General features: G+C 38.9%; 18 protein-coding genes. 1 reads left to right on the top strand and 17 read right to left on the bottom strand.

All coding sequences use genetic code 11. The features are described 5' to 3' along the window. Positions 1-186: 186 nt before the first annotated feature. Complete coding sequence (gene serS, locus STRPS_RS06325) at positions 187-1464, top strand: serine--tRNA ligase (protein ID WP_007892109.1); 1278 nt, start codon at positions 187-189, stop codon at positions 1462-1464. A 262-nt stretch (positions 1465-1726) separates the two neighbouring features. Here the strand turns inward: serS and STRPS_RS06320 are convergent, their stop codons facing one another. The 17 genes from STRPS_RS06320 to hrcA form a co-directional block, all read right to left on the bottom strand. Then, positions 1727-2497 carry an acetyl-CoA carboxylase carboxyl transferase subunit alpha gene (locus tag STRPS_RS06320; protein ID WP_007892108.1) on the bottom strand — a complete coding sequence of 257 codons (771 nt, stop codon included), beginning with the start codon at positions 2495-2497 and terminating at the stop codon, positions 1727-1729. Continuing rightward, the gene (gene accD / locus STRPS_RS06315; RefSeq protein WP_007892118.1) at positions 2494-3360 is read right to left on the bottom strand and encodes an acetyl-CoA carboxylase, carboxyltransferase subunit beta; all 867 of its coding nucleotides are present in this window, start codon (positions 3358-3360) and stop codon (positions 2494-2496) included. Before accD ends, STRPS_RS06320 begins: the two co-directional genes overlap by 4 nt. Positions 3361-3362: 2 nt before the next feature. Then, positions 3363-4736 (bottom strand): acetyl-CoA carboxylase biotin carboxylase subunit, encoded by a 1374-nt coding sequence (locus tag STRPS_RS06310; RefSeq protein ID WP_007892124.1) that lies wholly within the window; start codon positions 4734-4736, stop codon positions 3363-3365. A 27-nt stretch (positions 4737-4763) separates the two neighbouring features. After that, a complete protein-coding gene (fabZ, locus tag STRPS_RS06305) occupies positions 4764-5186 on the bottom strand; it encodes a 3-hydroxyacyl-ACP dehydratase FabZ (protein WP_007892126.1) in 423 nt (140 codons plus the stop codon). After that, positions 5183-5641 (bottom strand): acetyl-CoA carboxylase biotin carboxyl carrier protein, encoded by a 459-nt coding sequence (locus STRPS_RS06300; protein ID WP_408646533.1) that lies wholly within the window; start codon positions 5639-5641, stop codon positions 5183-5185. Before STRPS_RS06300 ends, fabZ begins: the two co-directional genes overlap by 4 nt. A 28-nt stretch (positions 5642-5669) precedes the next feature. Beyond that, positions 5670-6902, bottom strand: coding sequence for a beta-ketoacyl-ACP synthase II (gene fabF / locus STRPS_RS06295; protein ID WP_007892162.1), 1233 nt, complete (start codon positions 6900-6902; stop codon positions 5670-5672). A 16-nt stretch (positions 6903-6918) separates the two neighbouring features. Next, the gene (gene fabG, locus STRPS_RS06290) at positions 6919-7653 is read right to left on the bottom strand and encodes a 3-oxoacyl-[acyl-carrier-protein] reductase (RefSeq protein WP_007892127.1); all 735 of its coding nucleotides are present in this window, start codon (positions 7651-7653) and stop codon (positions 6919-6921) included. Beyond that, positions 7644-8585 carry an ACP S-malonyltransferase gene (gene fabD, locus STRPS_RS06285; protein WP_007892227.1) on the bottom strand — a complete coding sequence of 314 codons (942 nt, stop codon included), beginning with the start codon at positions 8583-8585 and terminating at the stop codon, positions 7644-7646. Before fabD ends, fabG begins: the two co-directional genes overlap by 10 nt. A gap of 28 nt (positions 8586-8613) precedes the next feature. Further along, positions 8614-9582, bottom strand: coding sequence for an enoyl-[acyl-carrier-protein] reductase FabK (gene fabK, locus STRPS_RS06280; protein ID WP_007896152.1), 969 nt, complete (start codon positions 9580-9582; stop codon positions 8614-8616). Positions 9583-9722: 140 nt separating this feature from the next. Then, entirely contained in the window at positions 9723-9947 is a 225-nt protein-coding gene (locus STRPS_RS06275) for an acyl carrier protein (RefSeq protein WP_003083638.1), read from the bottom strand. A 60-nt stretch (positions 9948-10007) separates the two neighbouring features. Then, positions 10008-10982 carry a beta-ketoacyl-ACP synthase III gene (locus STRPS_RS06270; protein ID WP_007892165.1) on the bottom strand — a complete coding sequence of 325 codons (975 nt, stop codon included), beginning with the start codon at positions 10980-10982 and terminating at the stop codon, positions 10008-10010. Beyond that, positions 10982-11416: a fatty acid biosynthesis transcriptional regulator FabT gene (gene fabT / locus STRPS_RS06265; protein ID WP_007892094.1), complete on the bottom strand. Its 435-nt coding sequence runs from the start codon at positions 11414-11416 to the stop codon at positions 10982-10984. Before fabT ends, STRPS_RS06270 begins: the two co-directional genes overlap by 1 nt. Before the next feature lie 73 nt (positions 11417-11489). After that, positions 11490-12281: an enoyl-CoA hydratase gene (locus STRPS_RS06260; RefSeq protein WP_007892100.1), complete on the bottom strand. Its 792-nt coding sequence runs from the start codon at positions 12279-12281 to the stop codon at positions 11490-11492. Between the two features lie 163 nt (positions 12282-12444). Then, complete coding sequence (dnaJ, locus tag STRPS_RS06255) at positions 12445-13584, bottom strand: molecular chaperone DnaJ (RefSeq protein WP_007892090.1); 1140 nt, start codon at positions 13582-13584, stop codon at positions 12445-12447. A 417-nt stretch (positions 13585-14001) separates the two neighbouring features. Next, the gene (gene dnaK, locus STRPS_RS06250) at positions 14002-15828 is read right to left on the bottom strand and encodes a molecular chaperone DnaK (RefSeq protein WP_007892229.1); all 1827 of its coding nucleotides are present in this window, start codon (positions 15826-15828) and stop codon (positions 14002-14004) included. 84 nt (positions 15829-15912) lie between these two features. Continuing rightward, entirely contained in the window at positions 15913-16452 is a 540-nt protein-coding gene (grpE, locus tag STRPS_RS06245; protein ID WP_007892164.1) for a nucleotide exchange factor GrpE, read from the bottom strand. A gap of 42 nt (positions 16453-16494) precedes the next feature. Beyond that, on the bottom strand, positions 16495-17529 hold the full coding sequence (gene hrcA, locus STRPS_RS06240) for a heat-inducible transcriptional repressor HrcA (RefSeq protein ID WP_007892096.1): 1035 nt from the start codon (positions 17527-17529) through the stop codon (positions 16495-16497). Positions 17530-17564 lie beyond the last annotated feature (35 nt).

Below are 17564 nucleotides of genomic sequence, written 5' to 3'. Positions count from 1 at the left end.
TAATATGCTTAACTTTTCAGAGAGTCTGTGCTTGCTGCGAACAGATAGGTTACCCATGTGAAATTCTACCGATTCAATCAATTCAATACTAATTAAGTGCACAGAATGTGAAGCTGGATGGAACCGCGCAAAAGCGCTCCAGCAGTTCATATTCTGTGTTTTTTTATAAAAAAAGGAGAGTTTATCATGTTAGATTTAAAACGTATCAGAACTGATTTTGATAGTGTTGCCGCGAAACTGAAAACGCGTGGTGTCTCTGAAGAAACGCTTAGTCATTTAAAAGAATTAGACCAAGAGCGTCGACAATTACTTATCAAATCTGAAGAATTGAAAGCTGAACGCAATATTGCCTCTGCTGCCATCGCCCAAGCAAAACGCCAAAAAGATGATGCCCAACAACAGATAGCTGACATGCAAAAGGTTTCAGCAGCTATTAAAACAATTGATAATGAATTAGCTGAAATTGATGAAAAAGTGACTGAAATCATTACCACCTTACCTAATACACCCCATGATTCTGTTCCTCTTGGTGCTGATGAAGAAGAAAATGTCGAAGTTCGTCGTTGGGGAACACCACGTCAGTTTGACTTTGAAATCAAAGCCCATTGGGATCTGGGAGAAGCTTTAGACATTCTTGATTGGGAACGTGGGGCTAAAGTTACTGGTGCGCGCTTCTTATTCTATAAAAATTTAGGTGCTCGACTTGAACGAGCTCTCTACAACTTCATGTTAGATGAACATGCCAAAGAAGGCTATCAAGAAATTATCCCGCCTTATATGGTCAACCACGATTCTATGTTTGGTACTGGTCAATATCCAAAATTCAAAGAAGATACCTTTGAATTAGCTGATACCAATTTCGTGCTGATTCCAACAGCGGAAGTCCCCCTAACTAATTATTATCGTGGCGAGATCCTTGACGGCAAAGAATTACCAATCTACTTTACCGCTATGAGTCCATCATTCCGCTCAGAAGCAGGTTCAGCTGGTCGTGATACACGTGGTCTTATCCGATTACATCAATTCCACAAAGTAGAGATGGTCAAATTCGCAAAACCTGAAGAGTCTTATGATGAACTTGAAAAAATGACCACTAATGCTGAAAATATTCTCCAAAAACTTGAGCTTCCTTACCGAGTTATAGCATTATGTACTGGTGATATGGGCTTTTCTGCCGCTAAAACGTATGATGTGGAAGTTTGGATTCCTGCCCAAAACACCTATCGCGAAATTTCAAGCTGTTCTAATACTGAAGATTTCCAAGCCCGTCGTGCACAAATTCGCTACCGCGATGAAGCAGATGGAAAAGTGAAATTACTGCATACCCTTAACGGCTCTGGTCTCGCTGTAGGACGTACGGTTGCTGCTATTTTAGAAAATTATCAAAATGAAGATGGCTCAGTAACAATACCTGAAGTTCTTCGTCCTTATATGGGTGGTGTTGATACCATTTCACCAAAATAGAAAAATCATAAATATAATAAAAGACAAAGAGGATTCTAGCCCAATTTGTCTTAAAACTGAAAGGATAGATATTTTCTATCCTTTTTCTTATTTCTTATAAGCTTTTCGGATTTAAGATCCAGCCCTGGTCAATAGAGGAATTACTCTCTTTCTATGATAAATCCTGACTAACAGTTCGCACCAAGGTAAAGGACAATGCTATTATCAGCATTTTATTGTCCTGCTCTTTCTCCTTTTGCAAAAAAAATCCTAATCAGGATTTTTAATATTTTCTAAATCTATTGTATCGATTCTCTAATAATTCTTCTAGCGGTAATCCACGTAGGTTTTCAATTTCAGTCATTAAATGCTTTTTTAACTTAGCGATAATTTCACTTGAAAAATAACCACGTTCGGGAATAATCCGATCCACAACCTTCATTTGCAACAAATCTCTAGCTGTTATTTTCATCAGGTCGGCTGCTTCTGTAGCCCTAGCTCCATCTTTCCACAAAATGGAAGCAAATCCTTCTGGACTGAGAACGGCATAAATAGAATTTTCAAGCATCCAAACTTGGTCAGCTAATGCTAGTGCCAATGCTCCACCAGAACCACCTTCACCTATTATAATTGCAATAATAGGGACTTTCAGATCGCTCATCTCTAGAAGATTACGGGCAATCGCTTCTCCCTGACCTCTTTCTTCTGCACCTACTCCAGGGTAGGCACCAGCAGTGTTAATAAAAGTAATGATTGGACGGCCAAATTTCTCAGCCTGTTTCATTAAACGCAAAGCTTTCCGATAACCCTCAGGGTGAGGTTGACCAAAATTACGATGTAGATTATCTTGTAGATTAGAACCTTTTTGGATACCAATAACCGTAACTGCAAGACCATTTAAATAACCTAACCCTCCAACAACAGCTCCATCATCAGCAAATAGACGATCTCCATGAAGTTCCATAAAATCGTCAAACAATTGATAGGCATAGTCAAGCGTTGTCATCCGGCCCTGATCCCGAGCTTCCTTTAGAATCCGTGCTACATCTGTCATCTAACACCTCCATGAAAGCCAACTAAATACGCAATAGTATCGCGAAGTTCTGTCCTTTTAATAATAGCATCCACAAAACCATGCTCTAGAAGGAACTCTGCTTTTTGGAAATCCTCAGGAAGATTCTCTCGAACTGTCGTTTCAATGACGCGACGTCCCGCAAAACCTACGAGCGATTGAGGTTCAGCAAGAATAATATCACCTAGCATAGCAAAACTTGCGGTGACACCTCCCGTTGTCGGATCTGTCAAAATAGTCAGGTAGAAAAGACCAGCCTTAGAATGCCTTTTAACAGCAGCAGATACTTTGGCCATTTGCATCAAACTCATTATCCCTTCTTGCATCCGCGCTCCGCCAGAAGCTGTAAAAACAACTAGTGGTAAATTTTCTGTGGTGGCATATTCGAAAAGTCGGGTTAATTTTTCTCCAACAACAGTTCCCATACTAGCCATGATAAAGTGAGAATCCATAATCGCTAAAGCAATCTTAAAACCTTTTACCTTAGCTAAACCAGTTAAAACAGCTTCGTGTAACCCTGTATTTTCTCTGGCTTTAGTCAATTTTTCCTTATACTGTGGAAAATTCAAAGGATCCTCAGTTTCAACATCAGTAAAAAGCTCTTGAAAACTCCCTTCATCAATCGTCAGAGCCAGACGTTCCTGAGCAGATATCCGAAAATTATAGGAGCATTCTGGGCATATTTTAGCTGGTCCTAAGTCTTTTTGGTAAATAGAGTGTTTACAGGCCGGACATTTAGCGAAGAGTTCATCGGGTACTTCTGGGACAAGCTGACTAACAGCACTTTTTTGGGTGATATGAGGGGTAATACGAATGTACTTATCTTTTTTACTAAATAGAGCCATAATTACTCCTCTTCTTTGTTAGAATAAACTGGTAAAAAGCTTTCCATCAAAAAAGCTGTATCGTAATCACCAGCAATGACATGTTGATCTGCAATCAAGTCCAGTTGAAAGTCGATATTAGTCGAAATTCCCTCAATTTCTAACTCGTAGAGAGCCCTTTGCATCTTCATTAAAGCATCGAAACGATTTTCCCCATGAACAATAACTTTAGCAATCATGCTGTCATAATATGGGGGAATAGTGTAACCGCTATAGACTGCTGAATCTACTCGCAGACCAACACCTCCACTAGGTAAGTATAAGTCAGTAATTTTCCCAGGGCTCGGTGCAAAATTAAATTTAGGATTTTCAGCATTGATACGGCATTCAATAGCGTGACCAGAAATACTGATATCGTCTTGCGTGATTTCCAGCTCCATACCAGCTGCTATCTTAATTTGTTCCTTAACAAGATCAATACCAGTTACAAATTCCGTTACCGGATGCTCAACTTGAATACGGGTATTCATCTCCATAAAGTAAAATTGGCCACTTTTCTCATCTAATAAGAATTCGATCGTCCCAGCATTTTCGTAACCAACTGCTTGCGCAGCTTTAACAGCAGCATCTCCCATCTCTTTACGAAGTGTTTCACCAATAGCAATAGAGGGGCTCTCTTCTAGAACTTTTTGGTTGTTACGCTGTAGCGAGCAATCTCTTTCACCTAAATGAATCACATGTCCGTAGGAATCTGCTAAAATCTGCATTTCAATATGTCTAGCTGGATAAATGACCTTTTCAACATACATTGCACCATTACCAAAGGCACTAAGTGCTTCTTGAGAAGCAGATTCAAATGCTTCTCTTAACTCACTAGCAGTTGTGACTTTGCGAATTCCTTTACCACCTCCACCAGCGGAGGCCTTTAGCATAACGGGATAACCTACTTTATCTGCAACCTCTTGTGCTTCTTGAGCTGAGAAAACCTCCCCCTCAGAACCTGGAATAACAGGTACACCCGCTTTCTTCATTTCTGAACGTGCGTTTATTTTATCTCCCATCTTATCCATAATGATTGCAGCTGGGCCGATAAATTTAATATTCATTTCTTCACACATCGTTGCGAATTTAGAATTTTCACTTAGAAAGCCAAAGCCCGGGTGAATAGCTTGTGCACCTGTTACAATAGCAGCAGATAAGACTGATTTCATATTTAAATAAGAATCAGTGGAACGGGCAGGACCTATACAAATCGCTTGATCAGCAAGCATGGTATGAAGAGCTGTTTTATCAGCTTCAGAATAAACGGCTACTGTGGAAATCCCTAATTCTCGAGCTGCGCGGATAATCCTAACAGCAATTTCGCCACGATTGGCGATTAAGATTTTTTTAAACATTATTTTCCTCCACAGAATCTGTAGTTCTTAGTTACCAAGAGCAAAAGTTAGAATACCACTAGCAGCTAACTGCCCATCAACTTCTGCTTTTGCCTCTACGACAGCAATAGTCCCTCGTCTTTTAAGGAAGGTAACCGTCATAATGAGTTGATCTCCAGGGACAACTTGTTTTTTGAACTTAACCTTATCCATACCGGCATAAAAGACAATTTTACCTTTGTTTTCTGGTTTTGATAACTCTAGTACACCAGCCGTTTGAGCTAAAGCTTCCATAATTAAAACACCCGGCATTACAGGATAATCAGGAAAATGGCCTTCAAAAAAAGGTTCGTTAATAGTCACATTTTTTAATGCAATAATTTTATCGTCTGCAACTTCTAGAACTCTGTCAACCAGTAACATAGGATAGCGGTGGGGCAAAGCTTCTTGAATCTTCTTTATATCTATCATTTTAGTCTAACCAATCCACTTCCGAATTCGACAACTTCTTCATTAGAAACAAGAATTTCTGTTATGACACCATCGTGAGGAGCCGGAATTTCATTCATAACTTTCATAGCTTCAATAATTAATAAGGTTTGGCCCTTCTTCACTTGACTACCAATAGTTACGTAGTTATCTTTACCCGGACCAGGGGAGAGATAGGCAACCCCAACTAGAGGACTTTCAACCAATTCTCCTTCAGCTTCCTCGTTCAATAAGGGCTCTGTGGTCGCTAAGCTTTGATTAATAGAGTCAGTGACAGTGGCTTTATTTGCAGGTAAAGATGATTCTGCTTCCAACTCTTTATTCTCTAAAGTTGCTGTTAACAGAGCGCTATTCATTTCATTTTTACTAAATGTCAAAAGTTCATCTTGTGATTTAAATGAAAATTCTCGTAGGCTTGATTGATCAAATTGTGTCATCAAATCCTTGATTTCTTGAATATTCAACTTATTCCTCCCAGTTTTTGAAAGCTAATACTGCATTATGTCCACCAAAACCAAAAGTGTTTGAAATGGCATAATGGATTTCTTTTTCTTGTCCTTGTCCAAATATCACATTCGCTTCAATATCATCAGATAGTTCTTGTGTTCCAGCTGTCATCGGAACATAACTGTTGCGCATAGCTTCAATGGTCGCAATAGCTTCAATCGCACCAGCTGCACCTAAAAGGTGACCTGTGAATGATTTAGTTGATGACACAGGAACCTCCTTGCCAAGAACAGCTACAATGGCTTGACTTTCTCCCTTCTCATTTGCAGGAGTTGAAGTTCCATGAGCATTGACATAATCAATAAGATCAGCAGAAATCGCAGCTTCCTCTAATGCAAGTTTAATAGCTTTACGAGCACCTAGACCTTCAGGATGAGGTGACGTCATATGATAAGAGTCGCAAGTATTTCCGTAACCAACAATCTCTGCAAGGATAGTTGCACCACGCTTTTGAGCATGTTCGAGACTTTCTAAGACTAACATACCCGAACCTTCTCCCATAACAAAGCCATTTCGATCTTTATCAAAAGGAATTGACGCACGTTTAGGATCTTCTGTAGTGGATAAAGCAGTTAAACTTTGGAAACCAGCAATAGCAAATTTAGATATAGCCGCCTCTGCCCCACCTGTTATCATAATATCTTGTAACCCAAATTTGATAAGATGGAAAGCATCACCAATAGCATCATTTGAGGATGCGCAGGCCGTATTGATTGATTTACAAATACCATGGGCTCCTACTCGCATCGCAACATTTCCTGCTGCCATATTTGGTAAGGCTTTTGGTAAGGTCATTGGTTTAACACGGCGCGGGCCTTTTTCATGGAGGCGAATAACCTGCTCTTCAATTTCTTGAATACCACCGATACCTGTCGCCACGATAACACCAAAACGATCCGAATCAATTGTTTCTAAATCTAACTTAGCATTGTTTACCGCTTCATTAGCCGCATACAATGCATAAAGAGAATAAGTATCAAATCGATTCAAATCTTTTTTTACAAAATACTTATCAAATGGAAAATCATTTACTTCAGCAGCATTTTTTACTGCAAAATCACTGGTATCAAATTTTGTAATTGGACCAATACCAATTTTACCATTTTTCAAGCTTGACCAAAAGTCTTTAGGAGTATTCCCAATAGGAGATGTCATACCGTATCCTGTTATTACTACTCGTTTAAATGTCATTTCTATTACCTCAATCTTATTGCATGGTCATTCCGCCATCAATGGCGATAACTTGACCTGTGATATAACTTTGACCTGCTAGATAACTTGCCAATTTAGCAACTTCTTCAGCCTTTCCAATCCGTTTCATAGGGATTTGGCTAAGAATAGATTCTTTTGTCTTTTCTGATAGCACATCAGTCATATCTGATTCAATAAATCCTGGAGCAATAGCATTGACAGTGATTCCGCGTCCTGCTACCTCTCTAGCAACTGATTTTGTAAAACCAATCAGTCCTGCTTTTGAAGCAGCATAATTGGCTTGACCAATATTTCCAGTTAAGCCAACCACGCTAGACAAATTGATGATAGCACCTTGCCGTGCTTTTGACATCGGCTTTAAGACTGATTTTGTCATGTTAAATGCGCCGGTTAAATTAATCCTTAGCACAGTTTCAAAATCTTCCTGAGTCATTTTCAATAAAAGTTTATCGTAGGTAATTCCTGCATTATTAATGAGAATATCTACTGAGCCAAACGTTTCAATAGCTTGATTAATCATTCGCTCAGCATCTTTCTGATCCGAAACATCTCCAGAAATAAAGGAGACCTGACCTTCAAATCCTTCAAAAGAAGACAAAACTTCTGGTGTCACAGATGATCTCCCATTTAAAATAATATTAGCTCCTAATTGAGCAAATTCTTTTGCAATGGCTAAGCCAATCCCCCGAGTTGATCCAGTAATAAAAATATTTTTACCTTTTACATCCATTTCTTTTCTTTCCTACCTTCCAAATAGTGTCGCAATGAAGCTATATCTTCAATACTAGTTGTTTCTAAGCTTTTATCAATTTTTTTGATAAAGCCACTTAAAATACTTCCAGGACCAATCTCAATCACTTGGTCGCAACCTCTCTCCTGAAGTTTTTTGATGCTCTCGTAGAATCTAACTGGCTCCATAACTTGGCGAGCTAGTAATTGAGGAATTTCCTCTCGAGTCATAACATCTGCTTCTGTGTTCCCAATTAAAGGACACTCGAAATCTTTAAAGTCTATTTTCCCCAATTCTTGACTCAGTTTAACGCTAGCTGATTCTAATAAAGCGGTGTGAAATGGTCCCGAAACGTTAAGAGGAATCAAACGTTTAACACCTTTTTCCTTTAAAAGTTCGACCGCTTCATTAACTGCCTCAACTTGACCTCCTATTACAATCTGCCCAGGTGTGTTATAGTTGGCTGGTGAAACAACCCCTTTATGTGCTGCCAATTGACATACCTTTTCAATCAGCTCAGCAGGGGTATTCAATACAGCTACCATTTTTCCTGAACCTGCTGGAGCAGCTTCTTCCATAAATTGACCACGTTTAGCAACCAATTGTAAAGCCTCCTCAAAAGAGATAGCTCCTGAGGCCACTAAAGCTGAGTATTCCCCAAGAGAAAGCCCTGCTACCATATCCGGTTTGATGTCAAAACTTGTTAATACTCGGTAAATAGCGATTGAAGTTGTCAAAATTGCCGGCTGAGTGTAGCGCGTTTGGTTTAATTTTTCAGAATCTGTATCAATTAATTGTCTTAAATCATAACCTAGTAAGGTTTGAGCTTGTTCGAAGGTTGCCTTAGCAATAGGATAGGTCTCATAAAAGTCGTGACCCATACCTAATTTCTGAGCTCCTTGTCCTGCAAATAAAAAAGCAATTTTTGTCATTTATCATCCTCGTCCATGTCAAAATGATTTAGTTTATCTTAATAGTTTCCCAACGTTTAGCTTCCTGCTGAATAACAGTTGCTGCACCATAGAAGATGTCTTCGATGATAGCTTGGCAGCTTTCTTCTTTTTGAATTAAGCCAGCAATTTGACCAGCCATTACAGATCCGGTAATAACGTCTCCGTCAACAACAGCCTTGCGCAAAGCTCCAGCTCCCATTTCTTCAATATCTTGAGCTGTCCGTCTATCCGCTAAAAACTCTTTTTCAGCTTTTGCGTAAGCCGATGTCAATTTATTCTTTAAGGCGCGTACTGGGTGACCAACAACTTGGGCTGATACAATGGTGTCAATATCTTTTGCTTTTAAAATTTTATCCTTGAAATTCTGATGAGCGTTCGACTCTTTTGCAACTACAAAACGCGTTCCAACTTGCACAGCCTCTGCTCCTAGCATAAAAGCCGCAGCAGCTCCCTTTCCATCAGCAATTCCTCCAGCCGCAACAACCGGTATAGAAATACTGTCCACCACTTGACGCACCAATGTCATAGTGGTCAATTTTCCAATATGACCACCAGCTTCCATTCCTTCAGTAATGACTGCATCAACTCCTAACTTTTCCATACGTTTTGCTAGTGCAACACTTGGAACTACCGGAATAACAATGATTCCTGCTTGATGCAACCTCTCCATGTATTTACCGGGATTTCCCGCACCGGTCGTTACCACCTTAACACCTTCTTCGATCACTAAGTCAACTATATCATCCGCAAAGGGTGACAATAGCATGATATTGACACCAAATGGCTTATCAGTAATTGATTTAACGCGGTCAATATTAGCCTTAACGACTTCCTTAGGTGCATTCCCGCCACCAATAATGCCTAAGCCACCAGCATTGGAAACTGCTCCTGCAAGGTCGCCATCTGCAACCCAAGCCATTCCTCCTTGAAAAATAGGATATTCAATATCTAGTAATTCTGTAATACGTGTTTTCATAGTGTCCTTCTCTTGCCGTAAAATAATTTGATAATCAAACTATATAGAAATAAAGAAAGAGTGAGTTAGATCCTTTTGACAGGGGGCTAATCTCACCCTCAATGATATGATGTCTTGTCATATACTTAAAAAGCTAAGTCTTATTTTGTTTTTTCTTCAACATAGGCAACTAAATCACCTACAGTATTCAAACCTTCTTCAGTTTCAATTTGAATATCAAAAGCGTCTTCAATTTCTGAAATGACTTGGAAGACATCGAGTGAATCAGCGTCTAAGTCATCAAAAGTTGTTTCCATTTTAATCTCATCTGCTTCTTTACCAAGCTCTTCAACGATAATTTCTTGTACTTTCTCAAATACTGACATTACATTTCTCCTTAAATGTTCTTTATTTATTTTTATAATGTGCAAAAGCACACGATATAACTAGATTTTAACAATTAGACTTCCCCATGTCAAACCTCCACCAAAACCAGAAAGTAAGACAATTTGGCTACCATCTAATAAAATATGACCATCTTGAACTGCCTCTGATAAGAGGATTGGGATACTAGCTGCGCTAGTATTACCATAGTCCATCATATTTTCTAAGAATTTCTCACGCGGACAAGCAATCTTCCTAGCCATTTTATCTAAAATGCGCTGGTTGGCTTGATGAAGTAAGAAATAATCAATATTTTCTTTTGATAATGAGGAATCTTCTATCAACTGTTTGATATTCTTGGAAACATCCCTGATAGCAAAGTCAAAGATCGCTCTTCCATCCATTCTGATAAAAGGAAAATTGTCCCTTTTATCAGAAAAAGGTGAATTCAATCCGCTCTGTCCAGATCTTAAACTGGACCCTCTTTTACCGTCAGTATTCAAGGACTCTGCTAAAAAATGGCAGGTCTCAGATGACTCTAATAAAACACCCCCAGCACCATCACCAAAAAGAACAGCGGTCGAACGATCCGACCAATCTAAGCTCTTAGAAAGAGTTTCAGCGCCAATAACAATACCTTTTTGATAGGAGCCTGAACGAATTAACTTATCGGCCATTGCTAAGGCAAAGACAAAGCCACTACAAGCAGCAGTCATATCAAAAGCGAAAGCCTTTGTTGCTCCGATATAAGCCTGAACCTTAGCTGCCACTGAGGGCATAATGGTATCAGCAGAAATTGTAGCAACGATGATGAAATCAATATCAGCTGCCTGATAACCTGATTTTTCTAGCAATTGTAGAGCAACTTGACTAGCTAAATCACTGGTCGTTTCTGACTTTGATATGCGTCGTTTTCTAATGCCAGTCCGTGAAGAAATCCATTCATCATTTGTATCTAAAATACTGGCCAAGTCCTCGTTACTAACCACTTGATTGGGTAAATAATGAGCCGCCTGACTAATTTTTGAATAAGGCATTAAACCAAGTCCTCCAGAAACTGATGTAGATTTTCTAAGCCTCTCAGTAGTGCTTTCATAGCTTCTTCATCCATGTCTGCAACAACATGTCCAACCATATTTTTATGAAATTGAGCATGCAAACGATCCAAGAGTCTTCCTTTTTTCGTCAAATTTAAATAGACAACTCGACGGTCTGAATTGGAGCGTCTTCGCTCAATATAGCCTTTGGCTTCGAGTTTGTTGAGACTAGTAGTTACAGTTCCTAAAGTCACCATAAGCTCTCTAGCAATATCACTTGGAGTAACGTTTTCAAACTTTCCAATAATTTCAATAGTGTGCATTTCCTTTATCGAAACATCTTTGAACTGGCTAGTTTTCAAACTCATCTCTTCAATGACCAAAATACGATTGAACACATCAACTAAATAGTCATTTATTTTTGTATATTCCAAGTTGTCACCTCCCAACAATAAACTTTGACTATCAAATTGTATCAGACACCAAAGTATTTTGCAAGATTTTACCTTATTTTCCTTGAAATTTAGGTAATCGTCTTTCTGAGAATGCTTTAACGCCTTCCTTGAAATCCTCTTTGAAAGCTAGTTGTTCTTGGAGTTCCAGCTCTAGGTGGGCATAATTAGTCCATTCCTTAAAGAAACTTTCCCAGACAAGTTTTTTCATAGCAGCATAGGAATTCGACGAGCCTCGTCTTAATCTTTTTAAGAGTTGGTTTAATGTTTTTTCAAGCTCTGGGCTTTCGACCGCTTTATAAACAAAACCATATTCCTGAGCTTTTTCAGCTGTTACGCCTTCTCCTGTCATAACGAGATGAGTTGCCCGATTAAGTCCTACCGCCCTTGTTAAAAGGAAAAGCCCACCAGCGTCTGGTGCTAAGGCAACATTGACAAAAGCTTGAATAAATTTTGTTTTTAGACTGGAAATACAAAAATCAACTGCTAGGGCCATATTTGCCGCTGCTCCAGCAACTGCCCCATCAGTACACATAATTACTGGCTTAGCTAATTGCTTGATTGCAAAGGAGATTTCCTGAACTAATTTAGCAATATCTACAAGTGACTGGACATTATCATTAGCTACCGCTTTCTCCATTTCAACCAAATCCCCACCTACCGAGAAAACTGAACCCTTAGCTTTAATAATCAAAAAGCGTATGGTATCATCACTCGCAACGGTTTTAATGGCATGGAGCATCTCCTGACACATGGGAATGTTGAAACCATTTGATACTTCCGGTCTGTTGAGAGTCAAAACAGCTAAGTCATTTTCCCTTTCAAACATAATATTTTGGAATGTCATATTGACCTACTTTCTTATTTTATTTGATTATGAAATGATTTTTTTATAAAGTTATTTGATAATCAAATTAAATACTTTTAATATTCTACACTAGGTATTTAAAATATGCAAGTTTTTTTCCAAAAAAAAATAACTTAGAAGACGACCTTCTAAGTTATGGTTTTTAAATATCTTCTAAAGCATCTTTCATTTTGTCAAAGAAACCTTTTTTCTTTGGTGTGCTAATTTCTTGACCACTTGCTTGCGCAAAAGCTTGAAGAGCTTCTTTTTGCTTATCATTGAGTTTGGTTGGCGTCACGATATTAATTGTGACATGCTGATCGCCTTGTCCTGCACCTCGAAGTTTAGGGGCACCTTTCCCCTTTAATCTGAAGACTTTCCCCGTTTGTGTACCTGCAGGAATTGCCATTTCAACGTCTCCATGTACTGTAGGGATATCAACGACATCACCCAAAGCAGCTTGGACAAAGCTAATATTCATCGTATAGTAGATCGTTGAGCCATTCCGTTCGAATTTTTTACTTGGAAGAACATTTAGGACAACGAACAAGTCTCCATAAGGGCCGCCATTAAAGCCAGCCTCACCTTGACCTTGCAAACGGATTTGTTGACCTGTTTCTACTCCTGCTGGAATTTTAACAGAAACTTTGTGAGTCTCTTTTTCATGACCTGTTCCATGACAAGTTTGGCATGGTTCTTTAATTTCTTGTCCTGTTCCATGGCAAACATCACAGGTTACCTGACGACGCATCATTCCAAGCGGCGTTTGAGTGTCTACATTAATAACACCCGAACCATGACAGCGGCCACATGTTACAGGACTAGTTCCAGGTTTAGCACCTGAGCCAGCACAGGTATGACAGGTAGCTTCACGATGGTAAGAAACTTCTTTTTCTGCTCCAAAAATAGCCTCTTCAAAGGATAAGTTCACACGGTACTGTAAATCATCACCTTGTCTTGGAGCGTTGGGATTACGCATCCCTCCGCCCCCTCCAAAGAAACTGGAAAAAATATCTTCAAAGCCACCGAAGCCGGAACCATCAAAACCACCGAAACCACCAGCACCGCCACCAAAACCACCTTGTGCACCTGCTGCACCATATTGGTCATAAGCAGATCGTTTCTGAGAGTCACTTAAAGTTTCATACGCTTCCTGAATGTCTTTATATTTCTGCTCAGCTCCAGCTTCTTTGTTGATGTCTGGATGGTATTTCTTTGACATCCTCCGGTACGCTTTTTTAATTTCATCTTGCGAGGCATCCTTTGATACCCCCAAGCGGTCATAAAATTCTGTATTATTCATAGTATTAAGATATAAAGTCGTTAATGGCTCCACAAAGAAAATAAAAACAAAAGCGAAAACATCCGCAACTAGAAACCATTCTTTTATATGGAGTTACAGGCCCCTTCAATTAATTGCCCGCCTATCTATCAACGACTGTGTTCAACTTTTGAACACCACGATTCCTTTCTGTATGATTACAAGGTAAACCTAATCAATTAGCCAAAAACAGAGGTCTGGTAAAACCTCTGACTTTGGATATTTTACCGGCTATAGGCTGAGACAATACAAGGCTCCACCTAACTGCCGATTATCTTTTGTTAGACAGCAGAGAAATAATCAGCTCGTTTTGAAGTGATTACCTCTCTTTTTCCTAGCTTCAAAACTCAAAAGATGTAAGAAACTAACTTAGATTAGTTTTGTCTAATGGAAATAAGCTTATTTTTCAGTAAACTCACCATCAACAACATCATCACCTTTATTTGAATCTGTTGATTGTGCTTCTTCTGCTCCTTGAGTAGCTTGTTGTGCTGCTGCCGCTTGTTCATACATTTTAACTGCAAGTCCTTGTGCTTTTTCGTTAAGTGCTTCAAGTTTTGCTTTCATATCTTCAAGGTTGCCAGATTCTTGCGCTTTCTTCAAGTCATCAAGAGCTGATTGTGCAGCATCACGTTCTGTATCAAAGCCTTTACCTTCTGTTTCTTTAATTGTTTTCTCAGTTGCAAAGATAGCTTGATCAACTTCGTTTTTAAGGTCTACTTCTTCTTTACGTTTAGCATCTGCTTCTGCATTCGCTTCTGCGTCCTTCATCATACGATCAATTTCTTCTTCTGAAAGACCATCATTTGACTTAATAACAATGTGTTGCTCTTTTTGTGTACCAAGGTCTTTTGCTTTTACAGAAACAATACCATTTTTGTCAATGTCAAAGGTTACTTCGATTTGAGGGATACCACGAGGCGCTGCAGGAATATCTGTCAATTGGAAACGTCCTAGAGTCTTGTTATCTGCTGCCATTGGGCGTTCCCCTTGGAGAACATGAATGTCAACAGCAGGTTGATTATCAGCAGCAGTTGAGAAGACTTGTGATTTAGATGTTGGGATAGTGGTATTACGATCAATCAATTTAGTGAAGACACCACCCATAGTTTCGATACCAAGTGACAATGGAGTAACATCAAGAAGGACAACATCTTTAACATCACCAGTAATCACACCACCTTGAATAGCAGCACCCATAGCAACAACTTCATCAGGGTTTACTGATTTATTAGGTTCTTTACCTGTTTCAGCTTTGACAGCTTCAACAACAGCTGGGATACGAGTTGAACCACCAACTAAGATAACTTCATCAATTTCTGATAAGGATAAGCCTGCATCTGAAAGTGCTTGACGGACTGGAGTCTTAGTGCGTTCAACAAGATCACGTGTTAAATCATCAAATTTAGCACGAGACAAGCTCATTTCCAAGTGAAGCGGTCCAGAAGCACCAGCAGTGATAAATGGTAATGAAATTTGTGTTTGGGTCACACCTGAAAGATCTTTCTTAGCTTTTTCAGCGGCATCTTTCAAACGTTGTAAGGCCATTTTATCTTGAGATAAATCAATACCATTTTCTTTTTTGAATTCTTCTACTAAGAAATCAATAATCTTTTGGTCAAAGTCATCTCCACCAAGTTTATTGTCCCCAGCAGTAGCAAGTACATCGAAGACACCATCTCCTAGTTCAAGAATTGAAACGTCAAAGGTACCACCACCAAGGTCAAAGACCAAGATTTTTTCTTCTTTATCTGTCTTATCAAGACCATAAGCAAGAGCTGCTGCAGTTGGTTCGTTGACGATACGTTCTACTTCAAGACCTGCAATTTTACCTGCATCCTTTGTTGCTTGACGTTGAGCATCGTTAAAGTAGGCTGGAACTGTGATGACAGCTTTTGTTACTTTTTCACCAAGGTAATCTTCAGCATAACCTTTAAGATATTGAAGAATCATTGCAGAAATTTCTTGTGGTGTGTATTCTTTTCCATTAGCTGAAACTTTCTCTGAAGTTCCCATTTTAGATTTAATCGAAATAATAGTTTCAGGATTTGTTACTGCTTGACGTTTAGCAGCATCACCGACAATAATTTCTCCATTCTTAAATGATACAACTGAAGGAGTTGTACGATTTCCTTCTGGGTTAGCAATAATTTTGCTTTCAGCACCTTCAAGAACTGCGACTGCTGAGTTTGTTGTTCCTAAGTCAATACCAATAATTTTAGACATCTTATATACCTCTTTATTTTTCTTATACTAGGCTAGTTTAACGACTTGGCGGTCGAAACTAATGATCTGTTAAATAAACGATAATTAATTATAAACAAGAACCATTGCTGGTCTGAGTAATCTTTCATGAAGCTTATAGCCTTTTTGGAAAACTTCTGCAATGCTATCTACTGGATGATCATCATCAGCTGGTAATGTTTGCACTGCCATATGTAAATGATGATCAAAGCTTTCTGTTGCTACTTCTTCAATTCCTTCTTCTTTCAGTGCTTGAACCAAACTGTCTTGGACCATTTCTAGACCTTTTTTAACATCGTCGGTTAAGCCTTCAACGGCAAGGGCACGTTCAAGATTGTCCAAGCTCGGTAAGATTTTTTTAGCTAAATCTTGTGAACGATAACGTTGAAGACTCTGCCGCTCTTCATTAGCTCGGCGTTGAATATTTTGCATTTCTGCATGAGCACGAAGGTACTTGTTTTCAAAGTCTTCTGCTTTCTCAAGAGCTAGTTCTAACTCTGTTTTTTCAATGGGTGCCTCAGTCTCCTCAACCTTGTTTTGCTCAGGCTCTTGGGTCACATTTTCAATTTCTTCTTTTTGAATATCTTCTTTATCTTTCTTTGACAATTGAAAGTCCTCTTTCTTTGTTTTCTTACCTAAGGTTATCGGCTAATGAACCTCGTAATGATTACTGTTTAAATAGCGATAGTAATCTCTTAATTTTACTGCTAAGATACGTCCCACCACATTAATTAAACTAACATTTCGTCGATAATTCATATCAATGGGGCCTATTAAGCTAAGTAAACCAAATCCTCGATAAGGGATTAGGAATTTATAAGTCAAAAGACTTAAATCTGCTAAAGCTGGTTCACTACTATCAGCAACTTGAACGGTAGCCATTTCGTTTTCTGCCATACTTTGACGTATCGTTAAAGCTAAACTTTGTTCATTGTCTAAATACTGATAGGTTTGTAAACCTGCATAATCAAGAGCATGAACCTTACCATCTACAAAAATACTTTCTTGGAATAATCCCTTAAAAATATAATCAAACAAATCTAAAACATTATCCGTTACTGTGAAATACTTCTGAAGAACTTGAGGAATCTCTGTTCTTAATTTGTAGTGAACATCCATCAATTCCCTTCCTAGCAAACGTTCATCTACGATTTCCTTTAAAATAAGCAAATCCCGTTTTAGAAAGTTTTTAGGAATGGCAAACTGGACTGTGATTGGCTTAGATTCGTCCAGATTAAGGACTGCTAAAGCATCATGATTGGAAAGTTGAACAATTTCAAAACCTGTTAACTTTTGCCTTGCTGGCTCTACATCCAAAATGGCAACGGTATAACCTGTGATTGCAGCTAAGACATGACTGGCTTTTGCCAGGATATCCTCTAACTTAAAAGCTTCAAAATCAAAAGCTTTTACAAGCTGGTAGACATCCCTTTCATCAATACTGTCAAGATTCAAAGAGTGCTCGACGAAGTATTTAAATCCTGCCGCACTTGGCATTCGTCCACTGGAAGTATGAGCTTTTTCTAACAAACCCAACTTCTCAAGTTTAGCCATTTCGTTACGGATGGTAGCGCTACTAGTCTCGATACTTGCTTGCAGAGCTTTTGATCCGACTGGTTCATGAGTTTGCGTGAACAAGTCAACAATCAAATTGAGAATTTCATTCTGACGCTCTGTGATCACTAACAATCACCCCTTTCGGAATTAGCACTCTACCA

It is taken from the genome of Streptococcus pseudoporcinus LQ 940-04, assembly GCF_000188035.1.
GTDB lineage: Bacteria > Bacillota > Bacilli > Lactobacillales > Streptococcaceae > Streptococcus > Streptococcus pseudoporcinus.
The sequence above is the reverse complement of the archived record's forward strand: the minus strand, read 5'-3'. Positions and strand labels throughout refer to the sequence as shown.

Excerpts from the sequence above, each read along its gene's own strand:
- serS (WP_007892109.1), top strand. The coding sequence starts at position 187 with ATGTTAGATTTAAAACGTATCAGAACTGATTTTGATAGTGTTGCCGCG.
- STRPS_RS06320 (WP_007892108.1), bottom strand. The coding sequence starts at position 2,497 with ATGACAGATGTAGCACGGATTCTAAAGGAAGCTCGGGATCAGGGCCGG.
- accD (WP_007892118.1), bottom strand. The coding sequence starts at position 3,360 with ATGGCTCTATTTAGTAAAAAAGATAAGTACATTCGTATTACCCCTCAT.
- STRPS_RS06310 (WP_007892124.1), bottom strand. The coding sequence starts at position 4,736 with ATGTTTAAAAAAATCTTAATCGCCAATCGTGGCGAAATTGCTGTTAGG.
- fabZ (WP_007892126.1), bottom strand. The coding sequence starts at position 5,186 with ATGATAGATATAAAGAAGATTCAAGAAGCTTTGCCCCACCGCTATCCT.
- STRPS_RS06300 (WP_408646533.1), bottom strand. The coding sequence starts at position 5,641 with ATGACACAATTTGATCAATCAAGCCTACGAGAATTTTCATTTAAATCA.
- fabF (WP_007892162.1), bottom strand. The coding sequence starts at position 6,902 with ATGACATTTAAACGAGTAGTAATAACAGGATACGGTATGACATCTCCT.
- fabG (WP_007892127.1), bottom strand. The coding sequence starts at position 7,653 with ATGGATGTAAAAGGTAAAAATATTTTTATTACTGGATCAACTCGGGGG.
- fabD (WP_007892227.1), bottom strand. The coding sequence starts at position 8,585 with ATGACAAAAATTGCTTTTTTATTTGCAGGACAAGGAGCTCAGAAATTA.
- fabK (WP_007896152.1), bottom strand. The coding sequence starts at position 9,582 with ATGAAAACACGTATTACAGAATTACTAGATATTGAATATCCTATTTTT.
- STRPS_RS06275 (WP_003083638.1), bottom strand. The coding sequence starts at position 9,947 with ATGTCAGTATTTGAGAAAGTACAAGAAATTATCGTTGAAGAGCTTGGT.
- STRPS_RS06270 (WP_007892165.1), bottom strand. The coding sequence starts at position 10,982 with ATGCCTTATTCAAAAATTAGTCAGGCGGCTCATTATTTACCCAATCAA.
- STRPS_RS06260 (WP_007892100.1), bottom strand. The coding sequence starts at position 12,281 with ATGACATTCCAAAATATTATGTTTGAAAGGGAAAATGACTTAGCTGTT.
- dnaJ (WP_007892090.1), bottom strand. The coding sequence starts at position 13,584 with ATGAATAATACAGAATTTTATGACCGCTTGGGGGTATCAAAGGATGCC.
- dnaK (WP_007892229.1), bottom strand. The coding sequence starts at position 15,828 with ATGTCTAAAATTATTGGTATTGACTTAGGAACAACAAACTCAGCAGTC.